This window comes from Thiobacillus denitrificans (assembly GCF_001530125.1).
GTDB lineage: Bacteria > Pseudomonadota > Gammaproteobacteria > Burkholderiales > Thiobacillaceae > Thiobacillus > Thiobacillus denitrificans_C.
Window position 1 is genome coordinate 75,705 of sequence record NZ_LDUG01000003.1, and the last position, 24,596, is coordinate 100,300.

Sequence of the window (24,596 nt, forward strand, 5' to 3'; positions counted from 1 at the left end):
CCAGGAGCGGGCATGACCATTACCAAGGAAGAACAGACGCGGCTTTATCGTTATTACACCGAGCCCAAGATCGCGACCGACCTCACGCGCCGGACGCTGGCGCTGGTGCTGGCGGGTGGCGAAGGGTCGCGGCTGAAGGACCTGACTGCCTGGCGCGCCAAGCCGGCGGTGCCGATCGGCGGTAAATACCGCATCATCGACTTTACGCTGTCGAACTGCGTCAACTCGGGTATCCGCCGCATTGGTGTGCTGACCCAGTACAAGTCCCATTCGCTGATTCGCCACCTGCAGCGCGCGTGGGGCTTCATGCGCGCCGAGATCGGCGAGTTCGTGGAAATCCTGCCGGCGCAGCAGCGCACCAACAAGAAGGAGTGGTACCAGGGCACCGCCGATGCGCTGTTCCAGAACATCGACATCATGCAGCGCCACCGCCCGGAGTATGTGCTGGTGCTGGGCGGTGACCATGTTTACACCATGGATTACTCGGAGATGCTGCTCTATCACGTGCAGACCGGCGCGGACTTTACCGTCGGCAGCATCGAAGTGCCGGCGGGCGAGGCGAGCGCATTCGGCGTGATGACGGTCGACGAGGACATGCGCATCACCCGCTTCACCGAAAAACCTGCATACCCCGACAGCATTCCCGGCAAGCCCGGCACCACGCTGGTGTCGATGGGGATTTATATTTTCTCCAAGGACTTTCTCTACAAGACGCTGATCGCCGATGCCGGCAACCCCCATTCCGCTCACGATTTCGGCAAGAACATCATTCCCGACAGCATCGCCGAGGCCCGTGCGATGGCCTTCCCCTTTCGCAACAAGGATGGCCTGCCGGCCTACTGGCGCGACGTCGGGACGCTGTATTCCTACTGGCAGACCAACATGGAGCTGTGCTCGGTCGAACCCGAGCTCAACCTGTACAACCGCGACTGGCCGATCTGGACCTATCAGCCGCAATATCCACCCGCCAAGTTCATCCTCGACGACGAAGGCCGGCGCGGCGAGGCGATCGATTCGCTGATCGCCGGCGGCTGCATCCTGTCGGGCGCGCGGGTCAAGCGTTCGGTGCTGTTTTTTGCCACCACGGTGGAAAACTACAGCCATATCAAGGACAGCGTGATCCTGCCCAAGGTCAGCATCGGCAGCCATTGCCGCATCACCCGCGCCATCATCGACAAGGGCTGTGTGATCGAAGACGGCACGGTGATTGGTGAGGATCCGGTCGAGGACGCCAAGCGCTTTCACGTGACCAAGGAAGGCATCACTCTGGTGACGCCCGCGATGCTCGGCCAGAACCTGTACGCGAGGCTGAAGAACGACTATGACGGCTAAGTCGCTCAACGTGGTGCTGTGCTGGCACATGCATCAGCCGTATTACCGCGAAGGCCTCAAGGGCGCGTATCACCTGCCATGGGTGTACCTGCACGGCATCAAGGACTACAGCGACATGGCCGCGCATCTTGAGCGCTATCCCTTGATGCGCGCGGTGGTGAATTTCGCGCCAGTGCTGCTGGAGCAACTGGATGACTACGCACAGCAGCTCGATGTGTTGTTGAAGCATGGCAAGCCCACCCAGGACCACATGCTGAATCTGCTGTCCGGCGTCGAGCGCATTCCGTCGGATGTCGCCAGCCGCCTGCGCATCGTTCAGGATTGCCAGCGCTGCCATGCCCCGCGCATGATTCATCCGTATCCCGCGTTTCATCGCCTGCTGCGCATGATTGGCGCCACTGGCGATGCCGCCGCCGGGGGCAGTGCCGACCTGCATGCGCACCTGGGCTACCTGTCCGAGCAGTATTTTCTTGATCTCTTGACCTGGTATCACCTTGCCTGGCTGGGCAACTCGCTGCGTCAACTGCCGCTGGTGCAGCGGTTGATGGCGCAGGAAACGGGCTTTTCCGCCGCCGATCGCCATGAACTGCTGCACCTGATGCAGCACTGCATGGCCGGACTGATTCCGCGTTATCGCGCGCTCGCCGAGCGGGGCCAGGTCGAACTGTCGATGACGCCCTACGGCCACCCCATCGTGCCGTTGCTGAACGACTTCGGCAACCTGCGCGACGCGCTGCCCGAGGTTCCCGTTCCCGACGCGCCCGCTTATCCGGGCGGCGCCGCGCGCTCACGCTGGCATCTGCAGCATGGCGTCGAGGTGTTCGAGCGCTACTTTGGCATCAAGCCGGCGGGCGTGTGGCTGTCGGAAGGTGGAGTGAGCGAGGATGCGCTGGCCCAGCTCGACGAAATGGAATTTGCCTGGACCGCCTCGGGCGAGGGCGTATGGCGCAACAGCTGTGTCAAGTCGGGCTGTTCGGAGGAAGTGCTGCAAAGCCGGCACACGCTGTTTTCGCCGTCGCGCATCGACGGCTTCAAGACGCGGGTGTTTTTCCGCGACGACGGCCTGTCGGACCTGATCGGCTTCAAATACAGCGACTGGCACGCCGACGACGCGGTGGCCGATTTCATCCGGCACCTGGAAAACATCGCCACGTTCTTCGGCAAGGACGCCAACCGTCATGTGGTCTCGGTCATCCTCGACGGCGAAAACGCCTGGGAGTACTACCCCGACAACGGCCACCATTTTCTGGATGCGCTCTACGCGACGCTGTCCAGCCATCCCACCCTCAAGGTCAGCACCTTCGCCGAGCAGGCCGCGCACGCGCCAGCCATTCCGATGAAGCGGCTGGCAGCCGGCAGCTGGGTCTACGGCAGCTTCTCGACCTGGATCGGATCGGACGACAAGAACCGCGGCTGGGACTATCTGGTCGCCGCCAAACAGGCCTATGACAGCGTGGTCGCCGCCGGCAAACTGAACGCCGACCAACTGGCACTGGCCACCCGTCAGCTCGCCGTGTGTGAAGGCTCCGACTGGTTCTGGTGGTTCGGTGACTACAACCCCTCAGGCAGCGTCAGCGACTTCGAACAGCTGTATCGCACCCAGCTGCGCGAGTTGTACCGTTTGCTCGGCGTGGCGCCGCCCGCCCTGCTCGACGTGCCGCTGTCGAGCGGCGGCGGCTGGGTGGAAAACGCCGGCACCATGCGCAGGAACGCCTGATGAATTTCGACACCCATCGCGCCGGCCTGCTGCTACATCCGACCTCGCTGCCTTCCGGCACCCTGGCCGATGCCGAGCGCTGGCTGGATTTCCTGCAGGCGGCGGGGTTCGGCGTGTGGCAGATGCTGCCGCTGGGCATCCCGCTCACCGGCTTGTCGCCCTATCAGTGCGCGTCGGCGTTTGCGGTCAATCCCGCGCTGTTTCCCGCAGCGCCGGTGGATATGCACGGTTTTGCCGACTGGCGTAGCCAGCAGGCGCATTGGTTGGCGGATTATGCGCGCTTCATGGTGATCAAGGCAGAGCTGGGCGGCGCATCCTGGCCCGATTGGCCGGTTGCGCTGCGCGACCGCGATGCACAGACGCTGGCCGGGTTCGACGCCAGCCACGCTGACAAGCTGAACGCGGTGAGGCTCGAACAGTATCGCGCCGCCCTGCACTGGCGGGGCATCCATGCCCAGGCGGCGGCGCGCGGCATCCAGCTGTTCGGCGACATGCCGCTTTTCGTCGCTCACGACAGCGCCGACGTGTGGGCGCAGCGCGACCTGTTCCTGCTGGATGCCGAGCGGCATCCCACGGTGGTGACGGGGGTGCCGCCGGACTATTTTTCGGAAACCGGGCAGCGCTGGGGCAACCCGCACTACAACTGGACTGCGATGCAGTCCGACGGTTTTGCCTGGTGGCGGGCGCGGCTCGCCACGCATTTCGAGTGGTTCGACCTGGTGCGCATCGATCACTTTCGCGGCCTGGTGGCAGCCTGGGTGATCCCCGCCCATGAACCCACCGCCATCCACGGCGAGTGGGTCGAGGCGCCGGGTGCGGCGCTGTTGCAGGCTATTGCCGACGAAATGGGCGAGCTGCCGCTGGTGGCCGAAGACCTCGGCATCATCACCCCGGATGTCACCGCGCTGCGCCACCAGTTTGGCTTGCCCGGCATGGCCGTGTTGCAATTCGCGTTCGACGACCACGCCGACAATCCGCACAAGCCCGAAAACGTGCACCCCGATACCGTGTACTACACCGGCACCCACGACAATGACACCACGCTGGGCTGGTGGCGCACGCGACCCGAGCATGAGCGCCAGCAGGTGATGTGGCAGCTGGGCGTCAGCGACCCCGATGCAGTGCCGGATGCGATGATCAATACGGTGCTGGAAAGCTGCGCCGCGCTGGCGGTGCTGCCGCTGCAGGATGTGCTGCGGCTGGGTTCCGAGGCACGCATGAACACGCCGGGCACCGACAACGGCAACTGGACCTGGCGGTTTCAATGGGATGCACTGCCGCCTGATCTGGCATCAAATTTGCTCGAACAATTACAGAAAGCCCATCGATGCGAGATTTAGCCCTACTCATGAACCTGCAAACATCAGTTTCACCACAGAGGCACAGAGAACACAGAGGGAAAACAAGTGGTTGCCTTGTTTTCGGGACGCGCCCACCGGGTGATCGCCATCAGATCGACAAGCCCCTGATTCCTTGTCTTTCTCTGTGTCCCAAGGGATACCGTCCCTGCGGGACATATCTCTGTGTCTCTGTGGTGGGAGATTTAGGATGAATGCATCCCCGCAAGCCCCGCTGGGCACCAGCCTGCCTGCGATCGCCCCGCCGATCCTGCGCGTGCAGACCGGTACGCATCACGATCCGTTCGAGGTGCTGGGCATCCACGCCCAGCCTGATGGCAGCACCCTGATCCGAAGCTTTATGCCGGCCGCAGAAGCCGTCGAGGTAGCAGGCGGCCGCATGACCCGGGTGGCCGGCACCGACTGTTTCGAGCGGCTGCTGCCGCCCGGCATTGCGGTCGAGCCGCATCCTGTCATGCGCTGGCAGGACAAGCGTGCGGGCGACTGGCACACCACGCAATGCCCCTACACCTTCGCGCCGCAGTTGGGCGAGATGGATTTGCACCTGCTCGGCGAGGGGCGCCACTTCGAAGCCTGGAAAGTGCTCGGCGCACGCCTGAAGACCATCGACGGCGTCGATGGCTGCCTGTTTGCCGTGTGGGCGCCGGCGGTGCAGCGCGTCAGCGTGGTCGGCGACTTCAATGAATGGGACGGCCGCCGCTATCCGATGCGCTGCCGCGGCACTTCTGGCATCTGGGAATTGTTCATCCCCGGCCTCGCCGCCGGCCCGGCCTACAAATACGAAATTCTCGGCAGCCACGGCCAGCTGGTGAGAAAGACCGACCCTTACGCGCGGCAGATGTTTCTGCGTCCTGAGACCACCAGCCGCGTGCCCGATGACACGCCGCATGCCTGGGAGGACAGCGACTGGATCGCCGCGCGCGCGCATTTCGACTGGCAGCATCGGCCGATCAGCATTTACGAGCTGCACCCCGGTTCCTGGCGGCGCCACGACGACGGCAGCTTTTATACCTGGGGCGAGCTCACCGCCGAACTGATTCCCTACGTACAGGATCTCGGCTACACCCATATCGAACTGATGCCGGTGGCTGAGCATCCGCTCGACGCTTCGTGGGGCTATCAGGTGTCGGGCTATTACGCGCCGACCGCGCGCTTCGGCTCGCCGGACGACTTCCGCGCCTTTGTCGATGCCTGCCACCAGGCGAATATCGGCGTGCTGCTCGACTGGGTGCCGGCGCATTTCCCCAAGGATGACTGGGCGCTGGCGCGCTTCACCGGCGAGCCGGTGTACGAGCACGCCGACCCGCGCCGCGGCGAGCACCAGGAATGGGGCACGCTGGTGTTCGATTTCGGCCGCAACGAGGTGCGCAATTTTCTGGTCGCCAACGCGCTGTACTGGCTGGACGAGTTCCACATCGATGGCCTGCGCGTTGACGCCGTCGCCTCGATGCTCTACCTCGATTACTCGCGGCAGCCGGGCGAATGGCTGCCGAACCAGTATGGCGGGCGCGAAAATCTCGAGGCGGTTCATTTTCTGCGCGAGATGAACACCGAAGTACACGGCCGCTTCCCCGGTGTGCTCACCATCGCCGAGGAATCGACCGCCTGGCCAGCGGTGTCGCGCCCGATCGAGCTCGGCGGGCTGGGATTCTCGATGAAATGGAACATGGGCTGGATGAACGACAGCCTCGACTACATCGAAAAGGAACCGATCTACCGCAAGTATCAGCACAACCAGCTGACCTTCAGCCAGATGTACGCGTGGACCGAAAACTTCGTGCTGCCGCTGTCGCACGACGAAGTGGTGCACATGAAGAAAAGCCTGCTCGACAAGATGCCGGGCGACGTCTGGCAGCGCTTTGCCAACCTGCGCCTGTTCTATGCCTGGCACTACGCGCATCCGGGCAAGAAGCTCCTGTTCATGGGCAGCGAGTTCGGCCAGTGGAACGAGTGGAAGGAATCCGGCCAGCTCGACTGGATGCTGCTCACATTTCCGGCGCACGACGGCATCCGCACCCTGCTGCGCGACCTCAACCACCTGTATCGCAACGAGGCCGCGCTCTACGAGTTCGACTTCGACCCGCGCGGGTTTCGCTGGATCGACTGCCACGACGCCGACCAGTCGGTGCTGAGCTTCGTGCGCCAGGGGCGGGACGACACTGCGCAGATGGTGGCGCTGTTCAACTTTACCCCGGTACCGCGCCGCGCGTATCGCATCGGCGTGCCGTCGGCGGCGGCGTGGTGCGAGGTGATGAACACCGACTCGACGTTTTACGGCGGCAGCAACCTCGGCAACGGCCGGCCGCTCAATCCGCAGAATCTGCCTTGGATGGGATATGACTATTCCGTCGAGGTGACGCTGCCGCCGCTGGGGGCGATCTTCCTGAAACCCTGCAGTTGATACGATCAGATAAAATCAACGGACAAAAATAATGAAACGCGGAGCAATGAAAATTCTGTTTGTGGCCAGCGAAGCCTATCCGCTGGTAAAAACCGGTGGGCTGGGCGATGTGCTCTACAGCCTGCCGCACGCCCTGCACGCGCGCGGTGCCGATGTCCGCCTGGTGCTGCCGGGCTATCGCGCGCTGCTGCGCCAGCTCGATCAGGTTCGCGTGCTCGGCTGGCTCGACGTGCGCGGTGCCGAGGGGATCGTCAGCGCGCGCGTCCTGGAAACGCGCCATCCCGATTATGCGTTTCCGTTGTGGGTGGTCGACTGTCCTGCGCTGTTCGACCGCGAGGGCAATCCCTATGTCGACGAAAGCGGCCAGGACTGGCCGGACAATGCCGAGCGCTTTGCGGTGTTTGCTCGGGTGGCGGCGTTGCTGGCGCAGGACGCGCTGGAGCTGGGCTGGCTGCCCGCGGTGGTCCACACGCACGACTGGCAGACCGGGCTGACGGCGGCGTTTCTGGCCGACCAGCCGACGCGCCCGAAAACTGTGTTCACCATTCACAACCTCGCCTATGGCGGCAATTTTACCCACAGTGATTTCGTGCGGCTGCAACTGCCCGGCCACTGGTGGTCATCCGAGGGCGTGGAGTTTCACGGCGGCTTTTCGATGCTGAAGGCCGGCATTGTGTACGCCGACGTCGTCACCACGGTGAGCCCCACCTATGCCGCCGAAATCTGCACGCCGGCGTTCGGCTGCGGCCTCGACGGCCTGCTCCGTTCCCGGCAGCACAAGCTGCACGGCATTCTCAACGGCATCGACACGACGGTCTGGAATCCATCCACCGATGCGCACCTGCCAGCACATTATTCGGTGGGCCGGATCCAACCGGGAAAACGGTGCAACAAGCAGGCGTTGCTCGAACGCTTCCTGCCGCACGTCGACGATGCGGCTTTGCAGGCGCCGCTGCTGGGTCTGGTGGGGCGGCTGGTCGAGCAGAAGGGCATCGACTGGATACTGGCGGCGACGCCGGTGCTGCTCGCCGAGACCGACGTCCGCATGGTACTTCTGGGCAGCGGCCAGGCGGTGTACGTAAAGAAATTATTGCGGCTGGCCAAACAGCACCCTGAGCGGTTATTTGTGACAATCGGCTATGACGAGCCGCTGGCGCACCAGATCGAGGCCGGCGCGGACATGTTCCTGATGCCGTCGCGTTTCGAGCCATGCGGGCTGAACCAGATGTACAGCCTGCGCTATGGCACGCCGCCCATCGTCTACAAGACCGGCGGACTGGCCGATACCGTGGTCGATGCGAACGCAGTCACGCTGGACGACGCCAGCGCCACCGGTTTCGTGTTCGATACCCCCGGCGCGCCCGCTTTTTTGGCCGCCATCCACCGCGCGCTCGACCTGTATCGCCAGCCCAAGCTGTGGCGACGGTTGAAGCAGACCGGCATGCGCCAGTCGTTCGACTGGTCGGACAGCGCCGGCCACTACCTTGCACTCTATTCCTTATGACTTCAGACAGAATCGATATGTCCGCCGAAAAAACAGCAGCCCCCTGTTCAGTCGCCCTGAAACCGCTGCCGAGCGGTGTTGAGGCGTTCACCCGGGATCTTGAGCGTTACCAGTTTTATCATCTGGGGCGCCTGTTGGGCAGCCCGCCGGTCTACACCTATCAGGCGCTGGCGCGGACGCTGCGCGACCATCTCATGTCGGACTGGATGAACACCTATGTTGCGCGCGACCAGCCGGGCAAGCGTCGCGCCTATTACCTGTCGCTGGAATTTCTGATCGGCCGTGCGCTGTCCAACCATGTGCTCAATCTGGGACTGGACGAGGTGTCGCGCGAGGCCTTGCACGGTTTTGGCCAGACGCTGGAAAACCTCGCCGAAGAAGAACCCGACGCCGGGCTGGGGAACGGCGGTCTGGGTCGGCTGGCCGCGTGCTTCATGGACAGTTGCGCCACGCTGAACCTGCCGGTGATGGGCTATGGCATTCATTACGAGTACGGCATGTTCCGCCAGCACATCGAGAACGGTTATCAGATCGAGGACCCCGACAACTGGCTGCGCGACGGCAACCCGTGGGAGGTCGAGCGGCCTGAATATACCTGCCGGGTGCCGTTTGGCGGCCATACCGAGCACTATCACGACAAGGCGGGGATCCATCGTGCACGCTGGGCGGACACCAACGATGTGCTGGCGATCCCGTACGACATGCCGATCTCGGGCTACCGCAACCACGTAGTGAACACGCTGCGCTTGTGGAAATCCGCCGCTACGGACGAGTTCGATCTCAACGAATTCAATGCCGGCAGCTACACCGAGGCGGTGCAGGAAAAGAATCATGCCGAGCACATTTCGATGGTGCTCTATCCCAACGACACCAGTGAAAACGGCAAGGAATTGCGCCTGCGCCAGCAGTATTTCCTGGCCTCGGCCAGCCTGCAGGATGCGCTGCGCCAGTGGCATACGGCCGGCAACAGCGACCTGACGAAATTTGCCGAGCACAACGTGTTCCAGATGAACGACACCCACCCCTCCATCGCGGTGGCCGAGTTGATGCGCCTGCTGCTCGACCAGGAGGGCATGCAGTGGGATGCGGCCTGGGCGATCACCTCGCACTGCATGGCCTACACCAACCACACGCTGTTGCCCGAGGCGCTGGAGCGCTGGCCGGTGGCGCTGTTCCAACGCCTGCTGCCGCGCCCGCTGGAAATCATCTATGAAATCAATGCACGATTTTTGCGCGAAGTGGCGGTGAAATGGCCGGGCGATATCGAACGCCGGCGCCGCATGTCGATCATCGAGGAGGGCGACGTGCGGCAGCTGCGCATGGCCTGGCTCGCCATCGTCGGCAGCTTCTCGGTCAACGGCGTCGCCGCGCTGCATTCGCGGCTGTTGCGGGAAGGCCTGTTCCGCGATTTTGTCGACCTGTGGCCGCACAAGTTCAACAACAAGACCAACGGCGTCACCCCGCGGCGCTGGATGGCCCATGCCAACCCCAGCATGAGCGCGCTCATCAGCAGCAAGATCGGCGATGGCTGGGTGGCCGACCTGCCGCAACTGGAAAAGCTCAAGCCGCTGGCCGACCTGAAGAACACGGCATTTCACGCCGACTGGCGCGCAGTCAAGCGCGCCAATAAGATGCGCCTCGCCGCGCTGGTCAAGGCCGAGTGCGGGGTCGAGTTCAACCCGGACGCGCTGTTCGACGTCCAGGTCAAGCGCATCCATGAATACAAGCGGCAGCTGCTCAACGTGCTGCACGTCATCCACCTCTACAACCGCATCAATCGCGGCCGGCTCGATGGCTGGGCAGACCGCTGCGTGCTGATCGGCGGCAAGGCGGCGCCGGGCTACGTCATGGCCAAGCGCATCATCAAGCTGGTCAACAGCGTGGCCGAGGTCGTCAACAGCGACCCCGACGTCGACGGCCGCCTGAAGGTCGCCTTCCTGCCCAACTACCGGGTGACCAGCATGGAAATCATCGCGCCGGCGACCGACCTGTCGGAACAGATTTCCACCGCGGGCAAGGAAGCGTCCGGCACTGGCAACATGAAATTCATGATGAACGGCACCATCACCATCGGTACCTATGATGGCGCCAACATTGAAATCCTCGAAGCGGTGGGCGAGGAAAACTTCTTCCTGTTCGGCCTGCATGCCGACGAAGTCGAGACGCTGCGTCCGCACTACCAGCCGATGGCCTACGTGGATAAGGACCCCGAGCTGCGCGAAGTGATCGACCTGTTGCGCTCGGGCCACTTCAATCTATGCGAGTCGGGTATCTTCGACATGATCCTCGACACCTTGCTGAGTCCGCACGACCCGTGGATGGTGCTGGCGGATTTCCGCAGCTATGTCGATGCGCAGGAGCGGGTGTCGCAGGCCTGGCAGGACGAAGCCGGCTGGACGCGCATGAGCATCCTCAACACGGCGTCGAGCGGCTTCTTCTCGACCGACCGCACCATGGTCGAGTACAACCGCGATATCTGGAAACTCAGCCCATCGTAGCCAGCTTGGGTAGCTTGTGCCCGGATCACCCCCGGCGGTTGCCCGGCCTGCGTTGGTAAAACAAACGGGCCAACTGGCCGGGCTGTATGCGCCAGCGTGGCTACACTTGCAGCGTTAACCTGCACCCAAACACCATGCCTTTCTCCGCTCTCGGGCTCGTTCCCACCCTTGCCCACGCGGCCGCTAAACTTGGCTTTAGCGTGCCCACCCCCATCCAGAGCGCGGCCATTCCTGTCGTTCTCAGCGGTAGGGATGTGCTGGCCACCGCGCAAACCGGCTCTGGCAAAACCGCCGCTTTTGTCCTGCCCCTGCTGCAAGGCTTGCTTGCCGACACAGCAGCAACGCCACGTCGTGTGCGTGCGCTCATTCTGGTGCCCACGCGCGAACTGGCCGCTCAGGTGGGCGACGTGCTGCAGAGTCTGGCAGATCAGCTTGTTCCCTCTTTCAAAGTGGCAGTGGTGTTTGGCGGCGTGTCGATCAACCCGCAAATGATGGGGCTGCGTGGTGGTGCCGACGTGGTGGTCGCCACGCCAGGGCGCTTGCTCGACCTGCTGCAGCACAACGCTTTGTCGCTTGCTGCGGTTGAATGTCTGGTGCTGGACGAAGCGGATCGACTGCTTGATCTGGGCTTTTCTGATGAGTTGGCGAACGTGTTGGCGGCTTTGCCCAGGCGGCGGCAAAACCTGTTTTTCTCGGCCACGTTTCCGCCCGTAGTCCAGGCGCTGGCTCAGGCGTTGCTGAATGATCCTCAGCGGGTGGCGGTCGAGTCTGAACCCAGCGCAGAGCCGGTGATCGTTCAGCGGGTGGTCCGGGTCGATGCGCCGCGCCGCACGCAACTGCTGCGTCATTTGATCCTGAGCAACGACTGGGAACGCGTATTGGTGTTCGTGGCCACGCAGCACGCCGCCGAGCACGTGGCCGCCAAACTGAACCGGGATGATCTGTTTGCCACCTCGTTTCACGGTGGTCTGAGTCAGGGTGCACGCAAGCAGACGCTGGATGAATTCAAGGACAAGCGTTGGGACGTGCTGGTCACCACCGATCTGGCCGCACGCGGTATCGACATCGCGGAACTGCCGGTGGTGGTGAATTACGACTTGCCGCGCTCAGCCGACGACTACGTTCACCGCATCGGTCGTACCGGCCGCGCGGGTGAAAGCGGCCTGGCTATCAGCTTGGTGAGCGCCGACACCGAGGCGCATTTCCGCTTGATCGAAAAACGCCAGAACCTGAACCTGCCACGGGAGCAGATCGAAGGGTTTGAGTCGGTTCAGACGGCCGCCATCGCCGTGCCCGGCAATGGCGGCGTCAAGGGGAAACGACCCAGCAAGAAAGACAAGTTGCGGGCGGCGGCGAAGGCCGCAGAGTCAGCCTGAAAGGCTGAAGCGCTGACGGTATGAACGTTCAGGCAGCCTGGACCGGAATCGTGTGGCGGGTATCGAGAATGCGGTTGTCCGCATCCACGTAGACCAGTTCCGGCGCATAGTGCGCCAGTTCCAGTTCGTTGTAGACCGCGAAGGTGGCGATGATCACGAGGTCGCCCGGATTCGCCTTGTGCGCGGCGGCGCCGTTCACCGAAATGATGCCGGAATCGCGTGCGGCGCGAATGGCATAGGTGGTGAAACGCTCGCCGTTGGTGACGTTGTAGATCTGGATCTGCTCGTACTCGTGGATGTTGGCCGCATCCAGCAGGGTTTCGTCAATGGCGCACGAGCCTTCGTAATGCAGCTCGGAATGCGTGACGGTCACCCGGTGCAGCTTGGACTTGAGCATCGTTCTTTGCATGACGGTGCCCTCACAAAAAAAGGACGTCCATTATACCCAGAGGGCACAAGTAAAACTTCAGGGCGGATTGCCCAAGGCCATTTCGATATTGTCGATCAGCCGGGTTTTGCCCAGCCAGGCCGCAGCCAGTACCACCAGCCGGGCGCTGTCTGCGCTGGGCGCCTGCAGGGTCGCGGCATCACGCAGCGCGACGTAGTCGACGCGCCAGCCGGCCATTTTCAGGCGGCGCGCGGCGGTGGCGGTGAGCGCCGCGAAATCGCGTTCGCCCGCCTGGACGGCCGCGGCGATGGCGGCGAGTTCATGCTGCAAGGCTGTCGCCTGGATGCGTTCGGACGCGCCGAGATAGGCATTGCGTGAACTCATCGCCAGCCCGTCGGCTTCGCGCAGGGTGTCGCTCGCCAAAATCTCGATCGGCAGGTTGAACTGCCGCACCAATTCGCGGATGACGAACAGCTGCTGAAAATCCTTGCTGCCGAACACTGCCACGCGCGGCTGCACCAGGTTGAACAACTTCAGTACCACGGTGGCGACGCCGCTGAAATGACCGGGGCGGAACGCGCCGCACAAGTCATTCGCTAAGGCCTCGGGCGGCTGCACGGTAAACGTCTGCGGCACCGGATACATTTCGGCGACGTCCGGTGCGAACACGAACGCGCAGCCGGCGGCGGCGAGCTTCTCGCAGTCGGCCTCCAGGGTGCGCGGATAACGCTCGAAATCCTCGCCGGCGCCGAACTGCAGCGGGTTGACGAAAATGCTCGCTACCACTGGCTGGCCATGTTGTTTTGCCAGTTCGACCAGCGATACGTGGCCGGCGTGCAGATTGCCCATGGTCGCCACCAACGCGGTGCCGGTTTGCCCGGCCAGCGCGGCGCGCAATTCGGTCGCGGTAGGCAGAACCTGCATCAGAACGCGTGCTCGGCTGCCGGGAAGCTGCCGTCCTTCACCGCGGCGACGTAGGCGCGGGTGGCGGCCTCGATGCTGTCGGTGCCGGCCAGAAAATTCTTCGAGAATTTCGGCGCGCGCGGATACAGGCCCAGCAGGTCGTACAGCACCAGCACCTGGCCGGCACAGTCGGCGCCGGCGCCGATGCCGATGGTCGGAATGGTGAGTGCCGTGGTGACGGCCTTCGCGAGTGCGGCCGGCACCATTTCCAGCACGATCAATCCGGCGCCGGCGGCTTCCAGTGCGCGCGCGTCGGCGACCAGTTGCGCGGCGGCGGCGTCTTCGCGCCCCTGCACCCGGTAGCCGCCGAGCTGGTTCACCGACTGCGGCAACAGGCCGACGTGCGCGCACACCGGGATGCCGCGCCGGGTCAGGAAGGCTACCGTCTCGACCATCACCGCGCCGCCTTCCAGTTTGACCATGTGCGCACCCGCTGCCATCAGCCGCGCCGCGGCGGCAAACGCACGCTCGGGCGAGGGCTGGTAGCTGCCGAAGGGCAGGTCGGCGACGATGAAGGCGCGTTCGGTCCCGGCGGCGACGCAGCGCGTGTGATACGTCATTTCGGCCAGCTTCACCGGCAGGGTCGAGGCATGGCCCTGGATCACCATGCCGAGCGAATCGCCGACCAGCAGCACGTCGACGCCGGCGGCATCGAGCACACGCGCGAAGCTGGCGTCGTAGCAGGTGAGCACGGCGATTTTTTCGCCGCGTTCGCGCATCGCCTTGAGGGTGGACAGGGTGACGCTCATCTCATGCCGCCCGGTTGAAGAATTCGCGCGGGCCGCGCATCTTGCTCATGCGTTCCAGCAGCAGCTCGAAGTCGGCTTCGCTCTGCGCGAAGTTGAGGTTGCTGGTGTTGACGATGAGCAGGGGCGCGGCTTCATAGCGATGGAAGAACTCGCTGTAACTGTTGGCCAGGCGTTGCAGGTAGCCCGCATCCATGCCGTGCTCGAAGTCCACGCCGCGGCGCTTCACGCGCTCCTGCAGCGCGTCGACCGGCGCCTGCAGGTAGATTACCAGGTCCGGCGTCGGTGCCTGCGGCGCGAGGTCGGCGTAGACCTTCTGGTACAGCTCGAACTCGTCGTCGTCCAGGTTGAGGCGGGCGAACAGCATGTCCTTGTCGATCAGGAAATCCGACACCGTGCCGGCACGGAACAGGTCGCCCTGTGCCAGGTCGCGCAACTGGCGCGCGCGGTCGAACAGGAAGTGCAACTGGGTCGGCAGCGCGTAGCGTTTGGGTTCCTGATAGAAGCGCGGCAGGAAGGGATTGTCGCCGGCGTTTTCCAGCAGGGTGTCAGCGCCTATGTGCTCGGCCAGCCTGTGGGTGAGGCTGGTCTTGCCGGCGCCGATCGGACCTTCGACGACGATATAGCGGTAACGGGAAAGACTCATGCGTTGACGGCGGCAGCGGGCGGCGGGAGGACGGCGATATTCTGGTCGGCGCAGGCGGCAAGCCAGTCGGCGGCGCGGCCGCGGCCGGGGATCGTCGTGTCGGGGGCGATTTCCAGCAGCGGCAGCAGCACGAAGCCGCGCTCGCACATGCGCGGATGCGGCAGCGTCAATCCCTCTTCATGGAAATGCGCATCGCCGTACAGCAGCAGGTCGAGGTCGAGCGTGCGCGGCGCATTGCGAAAACTGCGCTCGCGGCCGTGGCGGTGTTCGATGTCCAACAGCGCGACGAGCAGCGCGCGCGGGGCGAGGTCGGTTTCCACCTGGGCCACCGCGTTGATGAAGTCGGGCTGGTCGACGTAGCCTACCGGGGCCGAGGCATACAGGCTGGAGCGGGCAAGCAGCCGGGTGGCGGGCAGTCGGTCGAGCTCGGCCAGCGCGTATTCCACCTGCGCCGCCGGATCGTTGAGATTGGCGCCCAGCCCGATGGTGGCGATGACCTTCATTCGGCCGGCGCCTCGCCGGATGACGCTTCACCCGGCTTTTTGCGCTTGCGCTTGCGGCGCGCCTTGGGAGCGCTATCGGCCAGCAGCATGGCAACGCGTTCGTCGTCGTCGACGTCCTGGAAGCGCGTCCACCAGTCGCCGAGTTCGGCATCGACCTCGCCGGATTCGGCGCGCAGCAGCAGAAAGTCGTAGGCGGCGCGGAAGCGCGGATGCTCCAGCAGGCGATACGGGCGTTGCCCGCCGCGCTGCTCGAAGCGCGGCTGCAGCGCCCAGATTTCCTTGATCATGCCGTCGTAGCGGCGCGGAATCGCGAGCTGGCCGCGCTGCGCGTCGAGTACTTCGTCCATCGCAATGAATAAGGCGGGCTGCGGCTTCTCGCCGGCCGCTTCGAGTTCGCGCCAGCGCTGCAGCACCTGCGGCCACAACAGCGTGCCGAACAGGAAGGCCGGCGAGGCCGGCTTGTCCTGTGCGATGCGCGCGTCGGTGGTTTTCAGCGCGGCGGTGATGAAGCGCTCGCCGATGGAGTCGTCCAGAATCGTGTCCAGCAGCGGCAGCATGCCGTGGTGCAGGCCTTCGGCGCGCAGTTGGTGGACGCCGCGCAGGGCGTGGCCCGACATCAGCAGCTTTAGCGCCTCGTCGAAGATGCGCGCGCGCGGGATGTTGGCCAGCAGCGGCGCCAGCGTGGCGACCGGCCTGCGCGTGTCGGGGTCGATATGGAAGTCGAGTTTGGCGGCAAAGCGCGCGGCGCGCAGCATGCGCACCGGGTCTTCGCGGAAGCGCGTCTCGGGGTCGCCGATCATGCGCAGCACGCGCTTCTTGCAATCGGCCACGCCGCCGAAATAGTCGTGCACTTCCTCGCTCAAGGGGTCGTAATACAGCGCGTTGATGGTGAAGTCGCGGCGCGCGGCGTCGTCTGCCATGTTGCCGAACACGTTGTCGGACAAGAGCCGCCCGTGCTCGTCGGTCGGCCGCTCATTCTCGTCCTCGGTTTCCTTCTGGCCGTTGGAGCGGAAGGTGGTGACCTCGATGGTGACGCGTCCGCACATCACGTGCACGATCTGGAAGCGGCGCCCGATGATGCGTGAACGGCGAAACAGCCGCCGCACTTCTTCCGGGGTGGCATCGGTGGCGACGTCGAAATCCTTGGGCGTCTTGCCCAGCAGCAGGTCGCGCACCGCGCCGCCGACGAGGTAGCCCTTGTATCCCGCCTGCGCCAGCGTTTCGCAGGTTTTCAGCGCGCAGTCGTCGATCTGGTCGCGGCGGATGCCGTGGGCGGCCTGCGGCAGGATCTTCGCGCCGGAACTGGAGGCGCGTGACTTGCGGCCAAATACTTTGTTGATGATGCGACGAATCATGGGGGGTGCGATGGCGAGTGAATGTAAAAACAGATCGCGATTATACAGGCTTGCCCCGGTCGCCCTGCCGCCACAGCGCCGCCGTGCCGGGACCGTACAGGGCCTCGAGCGAGTCCGGGGTGAGCAGCTCGGCCGGCGTGCCCAACTGCCAGCGCCCGTCGCCGTGCAAAAACAGCAGGCGGTCGCAGTAACAGGCCGCCCAGTTAGGGTCGTGCAGGGTCAGCACCACGCTGTGGCCGGCGTTGGCCTCGCTGCGCGCCCAGGCCAGCAGCCGGGCCTGATGCGCGGGGTCGAGATGGGTCAGCGGCTCGTCGAGCAGGGCGATGCGCGGCGCCTGCACCGCCAGCTGCGCCAGCCGCGCGCGCTGGTGTTCGCCGCCGGACAGCGTGTCAAGCGGGCGGCGGGCGAGTTCGGTCAGTTCCCAGGTCGCCAGATGCGGTGCCAGGTCATCAGGCGCGTGGCCGAAGGGGCTGCCTTGGGCAGCGCCGAAAGGATAGTGTCCGAGTGCGACGAAATCGCGCACATTGCCGAAAAATCCGCCCTCGTCGCCCTGCGGCAGCAGGCCGATGTGCTGCGCGCGGGTCAGCGGCGGCAGGGTGTCGAGCGCGCTGCCGTCGAGCGTGACCCGGCCTTGCGCTGCCGCGGCGAGCCCGGCCAGCACCGTCAGCAGGGTGGATTTGCCGGCACCATTGGCGCCGAGGATGCCGAGCACTTCGCCCGCTTCAAGCGTGAGATCGAGCGATTCGACCAGTGTGCGGGTGCCGGTTTGCAGCGTGAGCTGAAACGCGGTCAGTCTGGGAGCAATGGATTCCATGAAACGAAGGCGATCGGTAATGAATCCGAGCATAGCAGCACGGCGGCCTGGGCGGCATTGTGTGGCGGTGCTGCGTATTGTCCGGGCGGGTTAAGCGGGTTGATCCGTGGTACTTCCGTTATCGACCCACTAAAGCCGCACAGCCTTCAGCGTCATGACAGTCGGTTATCTGGGGTTGACCCGCCGTTCGCAAACTTTCCGCGAACTTCGGCTCGTCGGCCAAAGGCGACAACGGCCTTTCGATTGACCGCGTCCGCTGTCCTCGCAAGACCGGTCGCGGTGGGGTGTTACTACGCAGATGACTAAAACGACGAACCGCGCTAGGGCGCCCAGTGCCAGCCGTGGCGTTTTGGCTTCTTAAGTGCCAAGTCGTCTGTAGTAAGTGCCTCTGCTTCGGTCAAGAGCTGGGCTGACCAATCCAGGACTGGCTGCGTTTCCAGGGTAACTTCGGTAGGCGCTTTTAGTTCGGCGAGCACGGCCGGCCACTCAGCCTGGATGCCGCGAGCCATTTCAACCAGCCGGGCCTGTGCTGTGTCGACGGGTACTCCGTAGACAGGGGCGGCGCGCACCAGGTTGACTGCGGACACGGCGGCTGTAAGCTGGGTGGGAGACACGCTAAGGAAAGGCATGGCCAAGGCGACCTTGTCCCGGTGGATGAAGGTTGGCACGACATCGAACACAGGGGAGAGCCGCCAAGCACCCTCCTTGAACAGGAGCGCGTGGTTGCGCGGGTGGTCGTCGATGTTACCAACCAGGGCGTTATAGACGAGACGCTCCCATATTTCGGCCGAAGAGGGGGACGACTTGTCTTCGCGTGTCCAAGTCTTTAGCGCCTGCGCCAGTTTAAGGTAGGTCCGGGCCGGGCCAACGGCTTGGGCGGTAGGCCCGAGCACGGTCAGGCCGCTGGCGACTGGGATTCTGGCCCCGCCGGGCAGGCGGTCGAAGCGCTTGACCAGGAGGACAGAGCGGCCATGTGGCAACGTCTGGATATCCACAGTTACGCTGTCGAGCCCGAGCCGTTTGGCCATGCGCAAGGCGGCCGCTTCGTAGTAGGGCAGGTTCATGGGGTCGCCGCGTTCGGGGAACTTGGCAATCCAGGGGAACCCGTCCACCAGTGTCGTGGCTTTGGGCTTCGCCCCGCCCAGAGCGGTGTCAGGCGACAGCACCTGCTTGACAAGTTGGCGGGTTTTGTTTGGCTGCCCTTCCTGCCGACGTTGGATGGCGCCGGCCAGCTCGAAGAGGTCAAGCCATTCGATAGCCGGCTTGGCGGCCAGGTCACCGACCGCAAGATGACCCGCTCCGTCGTCGACAGAGTGCACCAACGCGTCCATGGCGTCGGGTTCAAAGCCCAGGTCCTGCGCCAAAACCCGGCGCCCCCAGGCGTCTGGGCCGGCATCGGCAATGATGCCAGGAATGCCTTCCCGGTCGGCCGCACGAATGGCAATCGGGCGTTTGGCGTCACGGTGTCGTAGCTGCCCAGGATCCAAGGCACGGCCGCCGGCGGCCAGGTAGTCAGCTTCGTACTGGAATGCGCCTGCACCGGTGTGTTCATCCCGGAACAGGGTTCCAACCCGTACCGGAGCCACTGAGCCTTCGAGCCAGGCCCAAACGGGCGCCGTCTTCATGGAGCCCTCCGCGCCCGGGGGAGCGAATCAGCAAGTCGCCCCACGTCTGCTGCAGAAAGCGCATGGTTCAGGTTACCGAGCAGGTCTAGCGCCTCCAGGACCAATAGCCAGTACACAAGCTGCACACGCGGCGAGCCCCGCTCAATTTCCGCCAGGGTGTTGCGCCCCAGACCCGCCTGCTCACAGAGCGCCTGCTGGGTAAGCCGGCGCGCCTTGCGTGTGCCAGCTACCAGCTTACCCAGCCGGTAGCTGGCTTCAAGTACTGACAACGGGAGTTGGTCAGGGGTAATGCTACGCACTTGACTGCACCTTTAAATTGTTTGTTAGTGTAAGCATTATATGGCTTATTGATTACTCATGCAAGCATTTCTGCGGCACGCCCTAGGGCTGTCTTAGGGTCTCCGGCATACCGGAAAACATATTTCAGTTTTGGGTGCTTAACTGCGCATAACGACCTGTTTCGTAAGCAAATTAGCCATCTGCGTAGTAACACCCTTGCGGTGGATGTAATGATTGCTTTAACGATCTCGGAACTTACAGATGAATGGTCGGAACTGGCCGGTTGTCTTTCCTTCAGCAGTCTTGCGACCCTGGGGGGACTCGGCCTTCGGTTGCCGCTAGCGTAGAGGTACAGAATGGCCGCTTTAGGCCGACATGAAGACACACGACTTGGTCGGCTTGGATGACCGAAATGGGTCGAGAGTACGCGTTCGCCGTATTGGAAAGCAGTCATTCGGCGTGAATGCCTGATCAGTGACTGCTCAAGACCGCATAGCGGACCAAGTTGGCTTAGAATCCGCCGGCCGCAATGGCGGATCATCAGAAGTGCGCGCCGATTTCACGGCCGACCGCTTACTGACCTACATCAGCCGCCCAACAACGAATCCCCCCGCCCCGCCAGTGACGGCTGATGGCTGATTCTTGCCTGACAGAACAAATCGAGATTGCACCTGCGGCTGATCGGCAAGTTTGATGAACGATTACCCGTCAGTGCTTCGTCGCCCTAACTCCCGGCACTTGTTACTTTGGGTGCTGAACCGGTTTTTCCGCTGCCAATCAGGCAACAATTCCGGTCTGAACGCGGCAAGCTTCATCTAACAAACAGCGGGTAAAATTCGCCCATTGCTTTTCCGTTTTCTTCATGTCTCTCCCTCCTTTTACCGAAGCCGATATCCTGCGCTGGTTTGGCGCGCGCGATTTGATCAAGGCGAAAACCTATGTTCGCTCCGTCACCCGCCTGAGTGCCGAGCCGCCTGTGCTGTCCGCATTTGTGCCGGGCAGCGCACCCAAGCCCTATCAGGTCAAAATCCGTTTCAACACCGACCTCGCTGGCAATATCGTGATTTCTCCGCATTGCACCTGCCCGGTCCAATGGCATTGCAAACACACAGCGGCGACTCTGCTGGCCTGGCTGCAACAAAACAAGCCGCCGACAAAGATCAACCCTGATGTGCTGACCTGGCTGGAGGAATTTCGCCGCACGCTGGCCGAGGCCAAGCCGGCGAAACCCGCCAAAGCCCCACCCAGGCGCGACACCCTGCTCTATTGCCTGACGCCGCGTGCGGATGGCAGCCTGCGTATGACCTTCTTCAAGGCACGGCTGGACGATCATGGCCGGCCATTAAAACTGGACGACTGGAATAACGTCGAGCGCGCCATCACCAACCCGCCTTCGTTTGTGACGGAAGACGATCTGACCATTCTGCCGCTGCTGTGGGGGCAGCGCGACCGTCACGCCTTTATCGATAGTTTTCCGCTAGCGGGCGAAAAGGGGGAGATCGTGCTGCAACGCATGCTGGCAAGCGGCCGGCTGTTTTATGCGGGCGAAGATTTGCAGCCGCTCGCCGCCGCGCCCACGCGCCCGGCCATCCTGCAATGGCCGGCCGACAGCAATCATCGTATCCGCGCCGAGCTGGTCGCCACCCCGCCGGCTGATCGGGTGCTGACGCTCAAACAAACCTGGTATGTCGATGGCGCGTGCGGCGAGCTGGGGTTGCTCGATGTGCCGTATTCAACCGGGCAGCTCGCCCATCTGCTTGCGCTGCCGCCGCTGTCCGCGCTGGATGTGCCGCTGGTGTCGGGTGCGCTGGCCGAGCTTGCGCCGGAGTTGCCGCGTCCGCAGACGACGGCCAGCCTGCGCGTGATCGACATCACCCCGCAGCCCAGGCTGACACTGGGCACGCTGGCAAGCTACGGCATGAACCGCTACCGCGACTACGGCCACAGCTATTCCACGGTGCTGTTCGATTTCGCAACGCTGCAATTTCAATACGACACGTTCAGCTTCATGGCCGACGATCCCACTGAGTTTGTCACCACGCCCACCGGCGAAGCGGTGCGGGTCAGGCGCGACACCGCGCGCGAAGCCGCCTGCATCAAGCTGCTCGACACCCTGGGTTTCAAACCCGTGCCGCCGCAGGCTTTGGACAAAACCCCCAAACACCTGCTCGGGCTGGCCAGCGAATCGGCTTGGCCGGGGTTTATCGCGACCGGTTTGGCCTCCCTGCGCGCCGACGGCTGGACCCTCGACGTGCCGCGCAACTTCCGTCATACCATGCTGGAGGTCGATGCCTGGGAGGCGGACTTCCACGACGACGGCAACGGCTGGCTTTCGCTCAATCTCGGCGTGGTGCTGGAAGGCCAGCGCCTGCCGCTGGCACCGCTGCTGTACGACCTGTTTCAGCACGATGCGCGCTGGCTGGATGCGGCCAAACTCAAACGAATTCGCGATGCCGAAATGATCACGCTGCACACCCCGGAGGGCGTGCGTTTCACCGCACCGGCGGGGCGTTTGAAACCGTTGGCCCATACCCTCATCGACCTGTTCGACGCACGTCCGCAGGGCGCAATCAAAGTGTCGCGGCTGGATGCGCCGCGCCTGGCCGAGCTTGCGGACAGCCCGCAATGGAAAAACACCGGCGGCGACGCGGTGATCCGGTTCGCCCGCCAATTGCAGCATCAGGGTGGCATCAAGGCGGTCAAGCCGCCCAAGGGATTGGGGCTGGCACTGCGCCCCTACCAGCACGAAGGGCTGGCCTGGCTGCAATACCTGCGCGAACAGAATCTGGCGGGCATTCTGGCCGACGACATGGGGCTGGGCAAAACCGCACAGACGCTGGCGCACCTGCTGCTGGAAAAGCAGGCCGGACGGCTGGATCGTCCTGCGCTGGTGGTGTTGCCCACCTCGCTGATTTTCAACTGGAAGCGCGAGGCCGAACGTTTTGCGCCCGGCTTGAAAGTGCTGTCGCTGCACGGCAAGGACCGCGTCGAGCGTTTCGGCGAAATTGCGCAACACGACATTGCGCTCACCACCTATCCGCTGCTGTGGCGTGACCACGACACGCTGGGCAAAATCGACTGGCACTTGCTGATTCTGGACGAAGCGCAAACGGTAAAAAACGCGGGCAGCCGCGCCGCCAAGATCGTGCGGGAGATCAAAGCCCGGCATCGCCTGTGCCTCACCGGCACGCCGCTGGAAAACCACCTGGGCGAGCTATGGGCGCAGTTCGATTTTCTGTTGCCGGGCTTTCTGGGTGACAGCAAGCAGTTCACCCGCGCCTTCCGCACCCCGATCGAAAAACACGGCGACGCGATCCGTGCCGGGATTTTATCCAGGCGCATCGCGCCGTTTATCTTGCGGCGGCGCAAGGAAGAGGTGGCGAAGGAGTTGCCGCCGAAAACCATCATCGTGCGCACCGCCGAAATCACCGGCGGCCAGCGCGACTTGTACGAAACCGTACGTAGCGCGATGGATGCAAAAGTGCTGGAAGCCATCGCGCAAAAAGGCTTCGCCCGCAGCCAGATCGTCATCCTCGATGCGCTGCTGAAGCTGCGTCAGGTGTGCTGCGACCCGCGCCTGCTCAAAAGTGCAGGCGCGCAGAAGGTCAAGGAACGCGCCAAGCTCGACCTCTTGATGGACATGCTGCCCGAGTTGCTCGACGAAGGCCGCCGCGTGCTGCTGTTCTCGCAGTTCACCTCGATGCTCGCCCTGATCGAGCTGGAACTGCGCGCACGAAAAATCGAATACGTCATCTTCACCGGCGACACCCAGGATCGCGAAACCGTCATCCGCAACTTTCAGGAAGGCAACGTACCGGTGTTTCTCATCAGCCTGAAAGCGGGCGGTGTCGGCCTCAACCTCACCGCCGCCGACACCATCATCCACTACGACCCGTGGTGGAACCCCGCCGTTGAAAACCAGGCCACCGACCGCGCCCACCGCATCGGCCAGACCAAACACGTGTTCGTTTACAAACTGGTGGTAGCAGGCAGTATCGAAGAAAAAATTCTCGCCCTGCAGGAGAAAAAAGCCGAACTCGCCGCCAGCGTGTTATCGGAAGACAGCACCGCGCTCGCCAAATTCGGCGAGGCTGATATTCGCGCACTGCTCGCACCGCTCCCCAGCGCCGATCGAGCTCCATCATGAAACCCCGCCTTGTTTTCCGCCTGATTCTCGGCGACGACATCGCACCCGGCCCCGGCAAAGTGCAACGGCTCGAGGCCGCTTCGGAAACCCGCGCCCGCAAAGCGACCGAAGTGGCTTGGCGAAGTTGGGTCGATATCTGAAAGCAGTCCCCTGGCCGAGCCTTCACTGACTATCGGAATACCGCGTTGAACTTGCGCGGCGCGTGACGACCTGCTTCTGGCCGGTTCCAGCCTCTGCCGTATTCACGGCCTCCGTAATAGCCACAACATCATCGGCACGCCGAGTAAGGCGGTGAGCACGCCCACCGGCAGTTCGCGCGGCTCGATCACGGTGCGCGCCAGTGCGTCGGCCAGCACCAACAGGCTGCCGCCGGCCAGCGCGCAAGCAGGCAGCAGCACACGGTGGCCGGCAAATCCCAGTTTTCTCAGGGCGTGCGGCACCATCAGGCCGACGAAGCCGATGCTGCCGGCCTGCGCGACGACCAAGGAGGTGGCGGCGCCGGCCAAGACAAACAACATCCAGCGCGTGGGGGCGACCGCCACCCCGAGCGACGCGGCTTTGAGCGGCGACAGCTGCAGCACGTCGAGCCGTCTCGATAGCCCCAGCGCGGCAGCCAACGCCAGCAGCAGCGCCGCCCACAGCAGCGCGGGCTGGCTGGTCCACGCCAGGTCGCCCATCAGGAAGAACAGCATGCCGGGCAGGCGCTCGGCCGGCGTCACGGAGAGCACCAACGCGATCAGGGCACCGAAGCCGGCCGCCAGCATCACGCCTGCCAGCAACAGTGGCGTGTGGTCGCGCGCCAGCAGGCGGCCGCCGAGCGCGGCGGCGAGCGCCAGCGCGAGCAGGCTGCCGGCGAACGCCAGCGCCGACACCCACGGCCAGGCCAGGCCGGCCGCCATGCCAAGCAGCGCGAGCAGGCCGGCGCCGCCGGACACGCCGAGCAG

At 63.8% G+C, this 24,596-nt stretch carries 19 protein-coding genes; 9 read left to right on the forward strand and 10 right to left on the reverse strand.

All coding sequences use genetic code 11. From position 1 onward, the window contains the following. Positions 1-12 precede the first annotated feature (12 nt). The 7 genes from glgC to ABW22_RS01320 all read left to right on the forward strand — a co-directional run bounded on the left by glgC (position 13) and on the right by ABW22_RS01320 (position 12,186). Positions 13-1,332 carry a glucose-1-phosphate adenylyltransferase gene (glgC, locus tag ABW22_RS01290; protein WP_059751164.1) on the forward strand — a complete coding sequence of 440 codons (1,320 nt, stop codon included), beginning with the start codon at positions 13-15 and terminating at the stop codon, positions 1,330-1,332. Beyond that, a complete protein-coding gene (locus tag ABW22_RS01295; RefSeq protein ID WP_059751166.1) occupies positions 1,322-3,049 on the forward strand; it encodes a glycoside hydrolase family 57 protein in 1,728 nt (575 codons plus the stop codon). Before glgC ends, ABW22_RS01295 begins: the two co-directional genes overlap by 11 nt. Next, entirely contained in the window at positions 3,049-4,389 is a 1,341-nt protein-coding gene (gene malQ, locus ABW22_RS01300; protein WP_059751168.1) for a 4-alpha-glucanotransferase, read from the forward strand. The genes ABW22_RS01295 and malQ overlap by 1 nt, the downstream gene beginning before the upstream one ends. A 208-nt stretch (positions 4,390-4,597) precedes the next feature. Beyond that, positions 4,598-6,808: a 1,4-alpha-glucan branching protein GlgB gene (gene glgB, locus ABW22_RS01305; RefSeq protein WP_059751169.1), complete on the forward strand. Its 2,211-nt coding sequence runs from the start codon at positions 4,598-4,600 to the stop codon at positions 6,806-6,808. 46 nt (positions 6,809-6,854) lie between these two features. Continuing rightward, on the forward strand, positions 6,855-8,312 hold the full coding sequence (gene glgA / locus ABW22_RS01310; protein ID WP_059751171.1) for a glycogen synthase GlgA: 1,458 nt from the start codon (positions 6,855-6,857) through the stop codon (positions 8,310-8,312). 17 nt (positions 8,313-8,329) lie between these two features. Continuing rightward, entirely contained in the window at positions 8,330-10,810 is a 2,481-nt protein-coding gene (locus ABW22_RS01315) for a glycogen/starch/alpha-glucan phosphorylase (RefSeq protein ID WP_059751173.1), read from the forward strand. A gap of 200 nt (positions 10,811-11,010) precedes the next feature. Beyond that, on the forward strand, positions 11,011-12,186 hold the full coding sequence (locus ABW22_RS01320) for a DEAD/DEAH box helicase (protein ID WP_237763187.1): 1,176 nt from the start codon (positions 11,011-11,013) through the stop codon (positions 12,184-12,186). 28 nt (positions 12,187-12,214) lie between these two features. On the opposite strand, the gene panD is transcribed toward ABW22_RS01320, so the two are convergent. The 9 genes from panD to ABW22_RS18370 form a co-directional block, all read right to left on the reverse strand. Then, the gene (panD, locus tag ABW22_RS01325; protein ID WP_059751175.1) at positions 12,215-12,595 is read right to left on the reverse strand and encodes an aspartate 1-decarboxylase; all 381 of its coding nucleotides are present in this window, start codon (positions 12,593-12,595) and stop codon (positions 12,215-12,217) included. 57 nt (positions 12,596-12,652) lie between these two features. Continuing rightward, entirely contained in the window at positions 12,653-13,498 is an 846-nt protein-coding gene (gene panC / locus ABW22_RS01330) for a pantoate--beta-alanine ligase (protein ID WP_059751178.1), read from the reverse strand. Beyond that, positions 13,498-14,286 (reverse strand): 3-methyl-2-oxobutanoate hydroxymethyltransferase, encoded by a 789-nt coding sequence (panB, locus tag ABW22_RS01335; protein WP_059751181.1) that lies wholly within the window; start codon positions 14,284-14,286, stop codon positions 13,498-13,500. Before panB ends, panC begins: the two co-directional genes overlap by 1 nt. 1 nt (position 14,287) lies before the next feature. Further along, positions 14,288-14,929, reverse strand: a complete 642-nt coding sequence (locus tag ABW22_RS01340) for a deoxynucleoside kinase (RefSeq protein WP_059751183.1) — start codon at positions 14,927-14,929, stop codon at positions 14,288-14,290. Next, positions 14,926-15,432 (reverse strand): 2-amino-4-hydroxy-6-hydroxymethyldihydropteridine diphosphokinase, encoded by a 507-nt coding sequence (gene folK / locus ABW22_RS01345; RefSeq protein WP_059751186.1) that lies wholly within the window; start codon positions 15,430-15,432, stop codon positions 14,926-14,928. Before folK ends, ABW22_RS01340 begins: the two co-directional genes overlap by 4 nt. Next, positions 15,429-16,787 (reverse strand): polynucleotide adenylyltransferase PcnB, encoded by a 1,359-nt coding sequence (gene pcnB, locus ABW22_RS01350; protein ID WP_059751188.1) that lies wholly within the window; start codon positions 16,785-16,787, stop codon positions 15,429-15,431. Before pcnB ends, folK begins: the two co-directional genes overlap by 4 nt. Before the next feature lie 40 nt (positions 16,788-16,827). Next, positions 16,828-17,601, reverse strand: a complete 774-nt coding sequence (locus tag ABW22_RS01355) for an ABC transporter ATP-binding protein (RefSeq protein ID WP_059751211.1) — start codon at positions 17,599-17,601, stop codon at positions 16,828-16,830. A gap of 320 nt (positions 17,602-17,921) precedes the next feature. Beyond that, the gene (locus ABW22_RS01360; RefSeq protein ID WP_059751190.1) at positions 17,922-19,226 is read right to left on the reverse strand and encodes a type II toxin-antitoxin system HipA family toxin; all 1,305 of its coding nucleotides are present in this window, start codon (positions 19,224-19,226) and stop codon (positions 17,922-17,924) included. After that, positions 19,223-19,525: a helix-turn-helix domain-containing protein gene (locus tag ABW22_RS18370; RefSeq protein ID WP_059751193.1), complete on the reverse strand. Its 303-nt coding sequence runs from the start codon at positions 19,523-19,525 to the stop codon at positions 19,223-19,225. Before ABW22_RS18370 ends, ABW22_RS01360 begins: the two co-directional genes overlap by 4 nt. An 842-nt stretch (positions 19,526-20,367) precedes the next feature. On the opposite strand from ABW22_RS18370, the gene ABW22_RS01370 reads away from it, so the two are divergent. Beyond that, positions 20,368-23,652: a DEAD/DEAH box helicase gene (locus tag ABW22_RS01370; RefSeq protein ID WP_059751195.1), complete on the forward strand. Its 3,285-nt coding sequence runs from the start codon at positions 20,368-20,370 to the stop codon at positions 23,650-23,652. Then, the gene (locus tag ABW22_RS17690; protein ID WP_193393269.1) at positions 23,649-23,792 is read left to right on the forward strand and encodes a hypothetical protein; all 144 of its coding nucleotides are present in this window, start codon (positions 23,649-23,651) and stop codon (positions 23,790-23,792) included. Before ABW22_RS01370 ends, ABW22_RS17690 begins: the two co-directional genes overlap by 4 nt. A 102-nt stretch (positions 23,793-23,894) precedes the next feature. On the opposite strand, the gene ABW22_RS01375 is transcribed toward ABW22_RS17690, so the two are convergent. Further along, a partial coding sequence (locus ABW22_RS01375) for a FecCD family ABC transporter permease (RefSeq protein WP_059751198.1) occupies positions 23,895-24,596 on the reverse strand: 702 nt, incomplete at its 5' end.

Coding starts and splice junctions, on each gene's coding strand:
- glgC (WP_059751164.1), top strand. CDS start 13: ATGACCATTACCAAGGAAGAACAGACGCGGCTTTATCGTTATTACACC.
- ABW22_RS01295 (WP_059751166.1), top strand. CDS start 1,322: ATGACGGCTAAGTCGCTCAACGTGGTGCTGTGCTGGCACATGCATCAG.
- malQ (WP_059751168.1), top strand. CDS start 3,049: ATGAATTTCGACACCCATCGCGCCGGCCTGCTGCTACATCCGACCTCG.
- glgB (WP_059751169.1), top strand. CDS start 4,598: ATGAATGCATCCCCGCAAGCCCCGCTGGGCACCAGCCTGCCTGCGATC.
- glgA (WP_059751171.1), top strand. CDS start 6,855: ATGAAAATTCTGTTTGTGGCCAGCGAAGCCTATCCGCTGGTAAAAACC.
- ABW22_RS01315 (WP_059751173.1), top strand. CDS start 8,330: ATGTCCGCCGAAAAAACAGCAGCCCCCTGTTCAGTCGCCCTGAAACCG.
- panD (WP_059751175.1), bottom strand. CDS start 12,595: ATGCAAAGAACGATGCTCAAGTCCAAGCTGCACCGGGTGACCGTCACG.
- panC (WP_059751178.1), bottom strand. CDS start 13,498: ATGCAGGTTCTGCCTACCGCGACCGAATTGCGCGCCGCGCTGGCCGGG.
- panB (WP_059751181.1), bottom strand. CDS start 14,286: ATGAGCGTCACCCTGTCCACCCTCAAGGCGATGCGCGAACGCGGCGAA.
- ABW22_RS01340 (WP_059751183.1), bottom strand. CDS start 14,929: ATGAGTCTTTCCCGTTACCGCTATATCGTCGTCGAAGGTCCGATCGGC.
- folK (WP_059751186.1), bottom strand. CDS start 15,432: ATGAAGGTCATCGCCACCATCGGGCTGGGCGCCAATCTCAACGATCCG.
- pcnB (WP_059751188.1), bottom strand. CDS start 16,787: ATGATTCGTCGCATCATCAACAAAGTATTTGGCCGCAAGTCACGCGCC.
- ABW22_RS01355 (WP_059751211.1), bottom strand. CDS start 17,601: ATGGAATCCATTGCTCCCAGACTGACCGCGTTTCAGCTCACGCTGCAA.
- ABW22_RS01360 (WP_059751190.1), bottom strand. CDS start 19,226: ATGAAGACGGCGCCCGTTTGGGCCTGGCTCGAAGGCTCAGTGGCTCCG.
- ABW22_RS01370 (WP_059751195.1), top strand. CDS start 20,368: ATGTCTCTCCCTCCTTTTACCGAAGCCGATATCCTGCGCTGGTTTGGC.
- ABW22_RS17690 (WP_193393269.1), top strand. CDS start 23,649: ATGAAACCCCGCCTTGTTTTCCGCCTGATTCTCGGCGACGACATCGCA.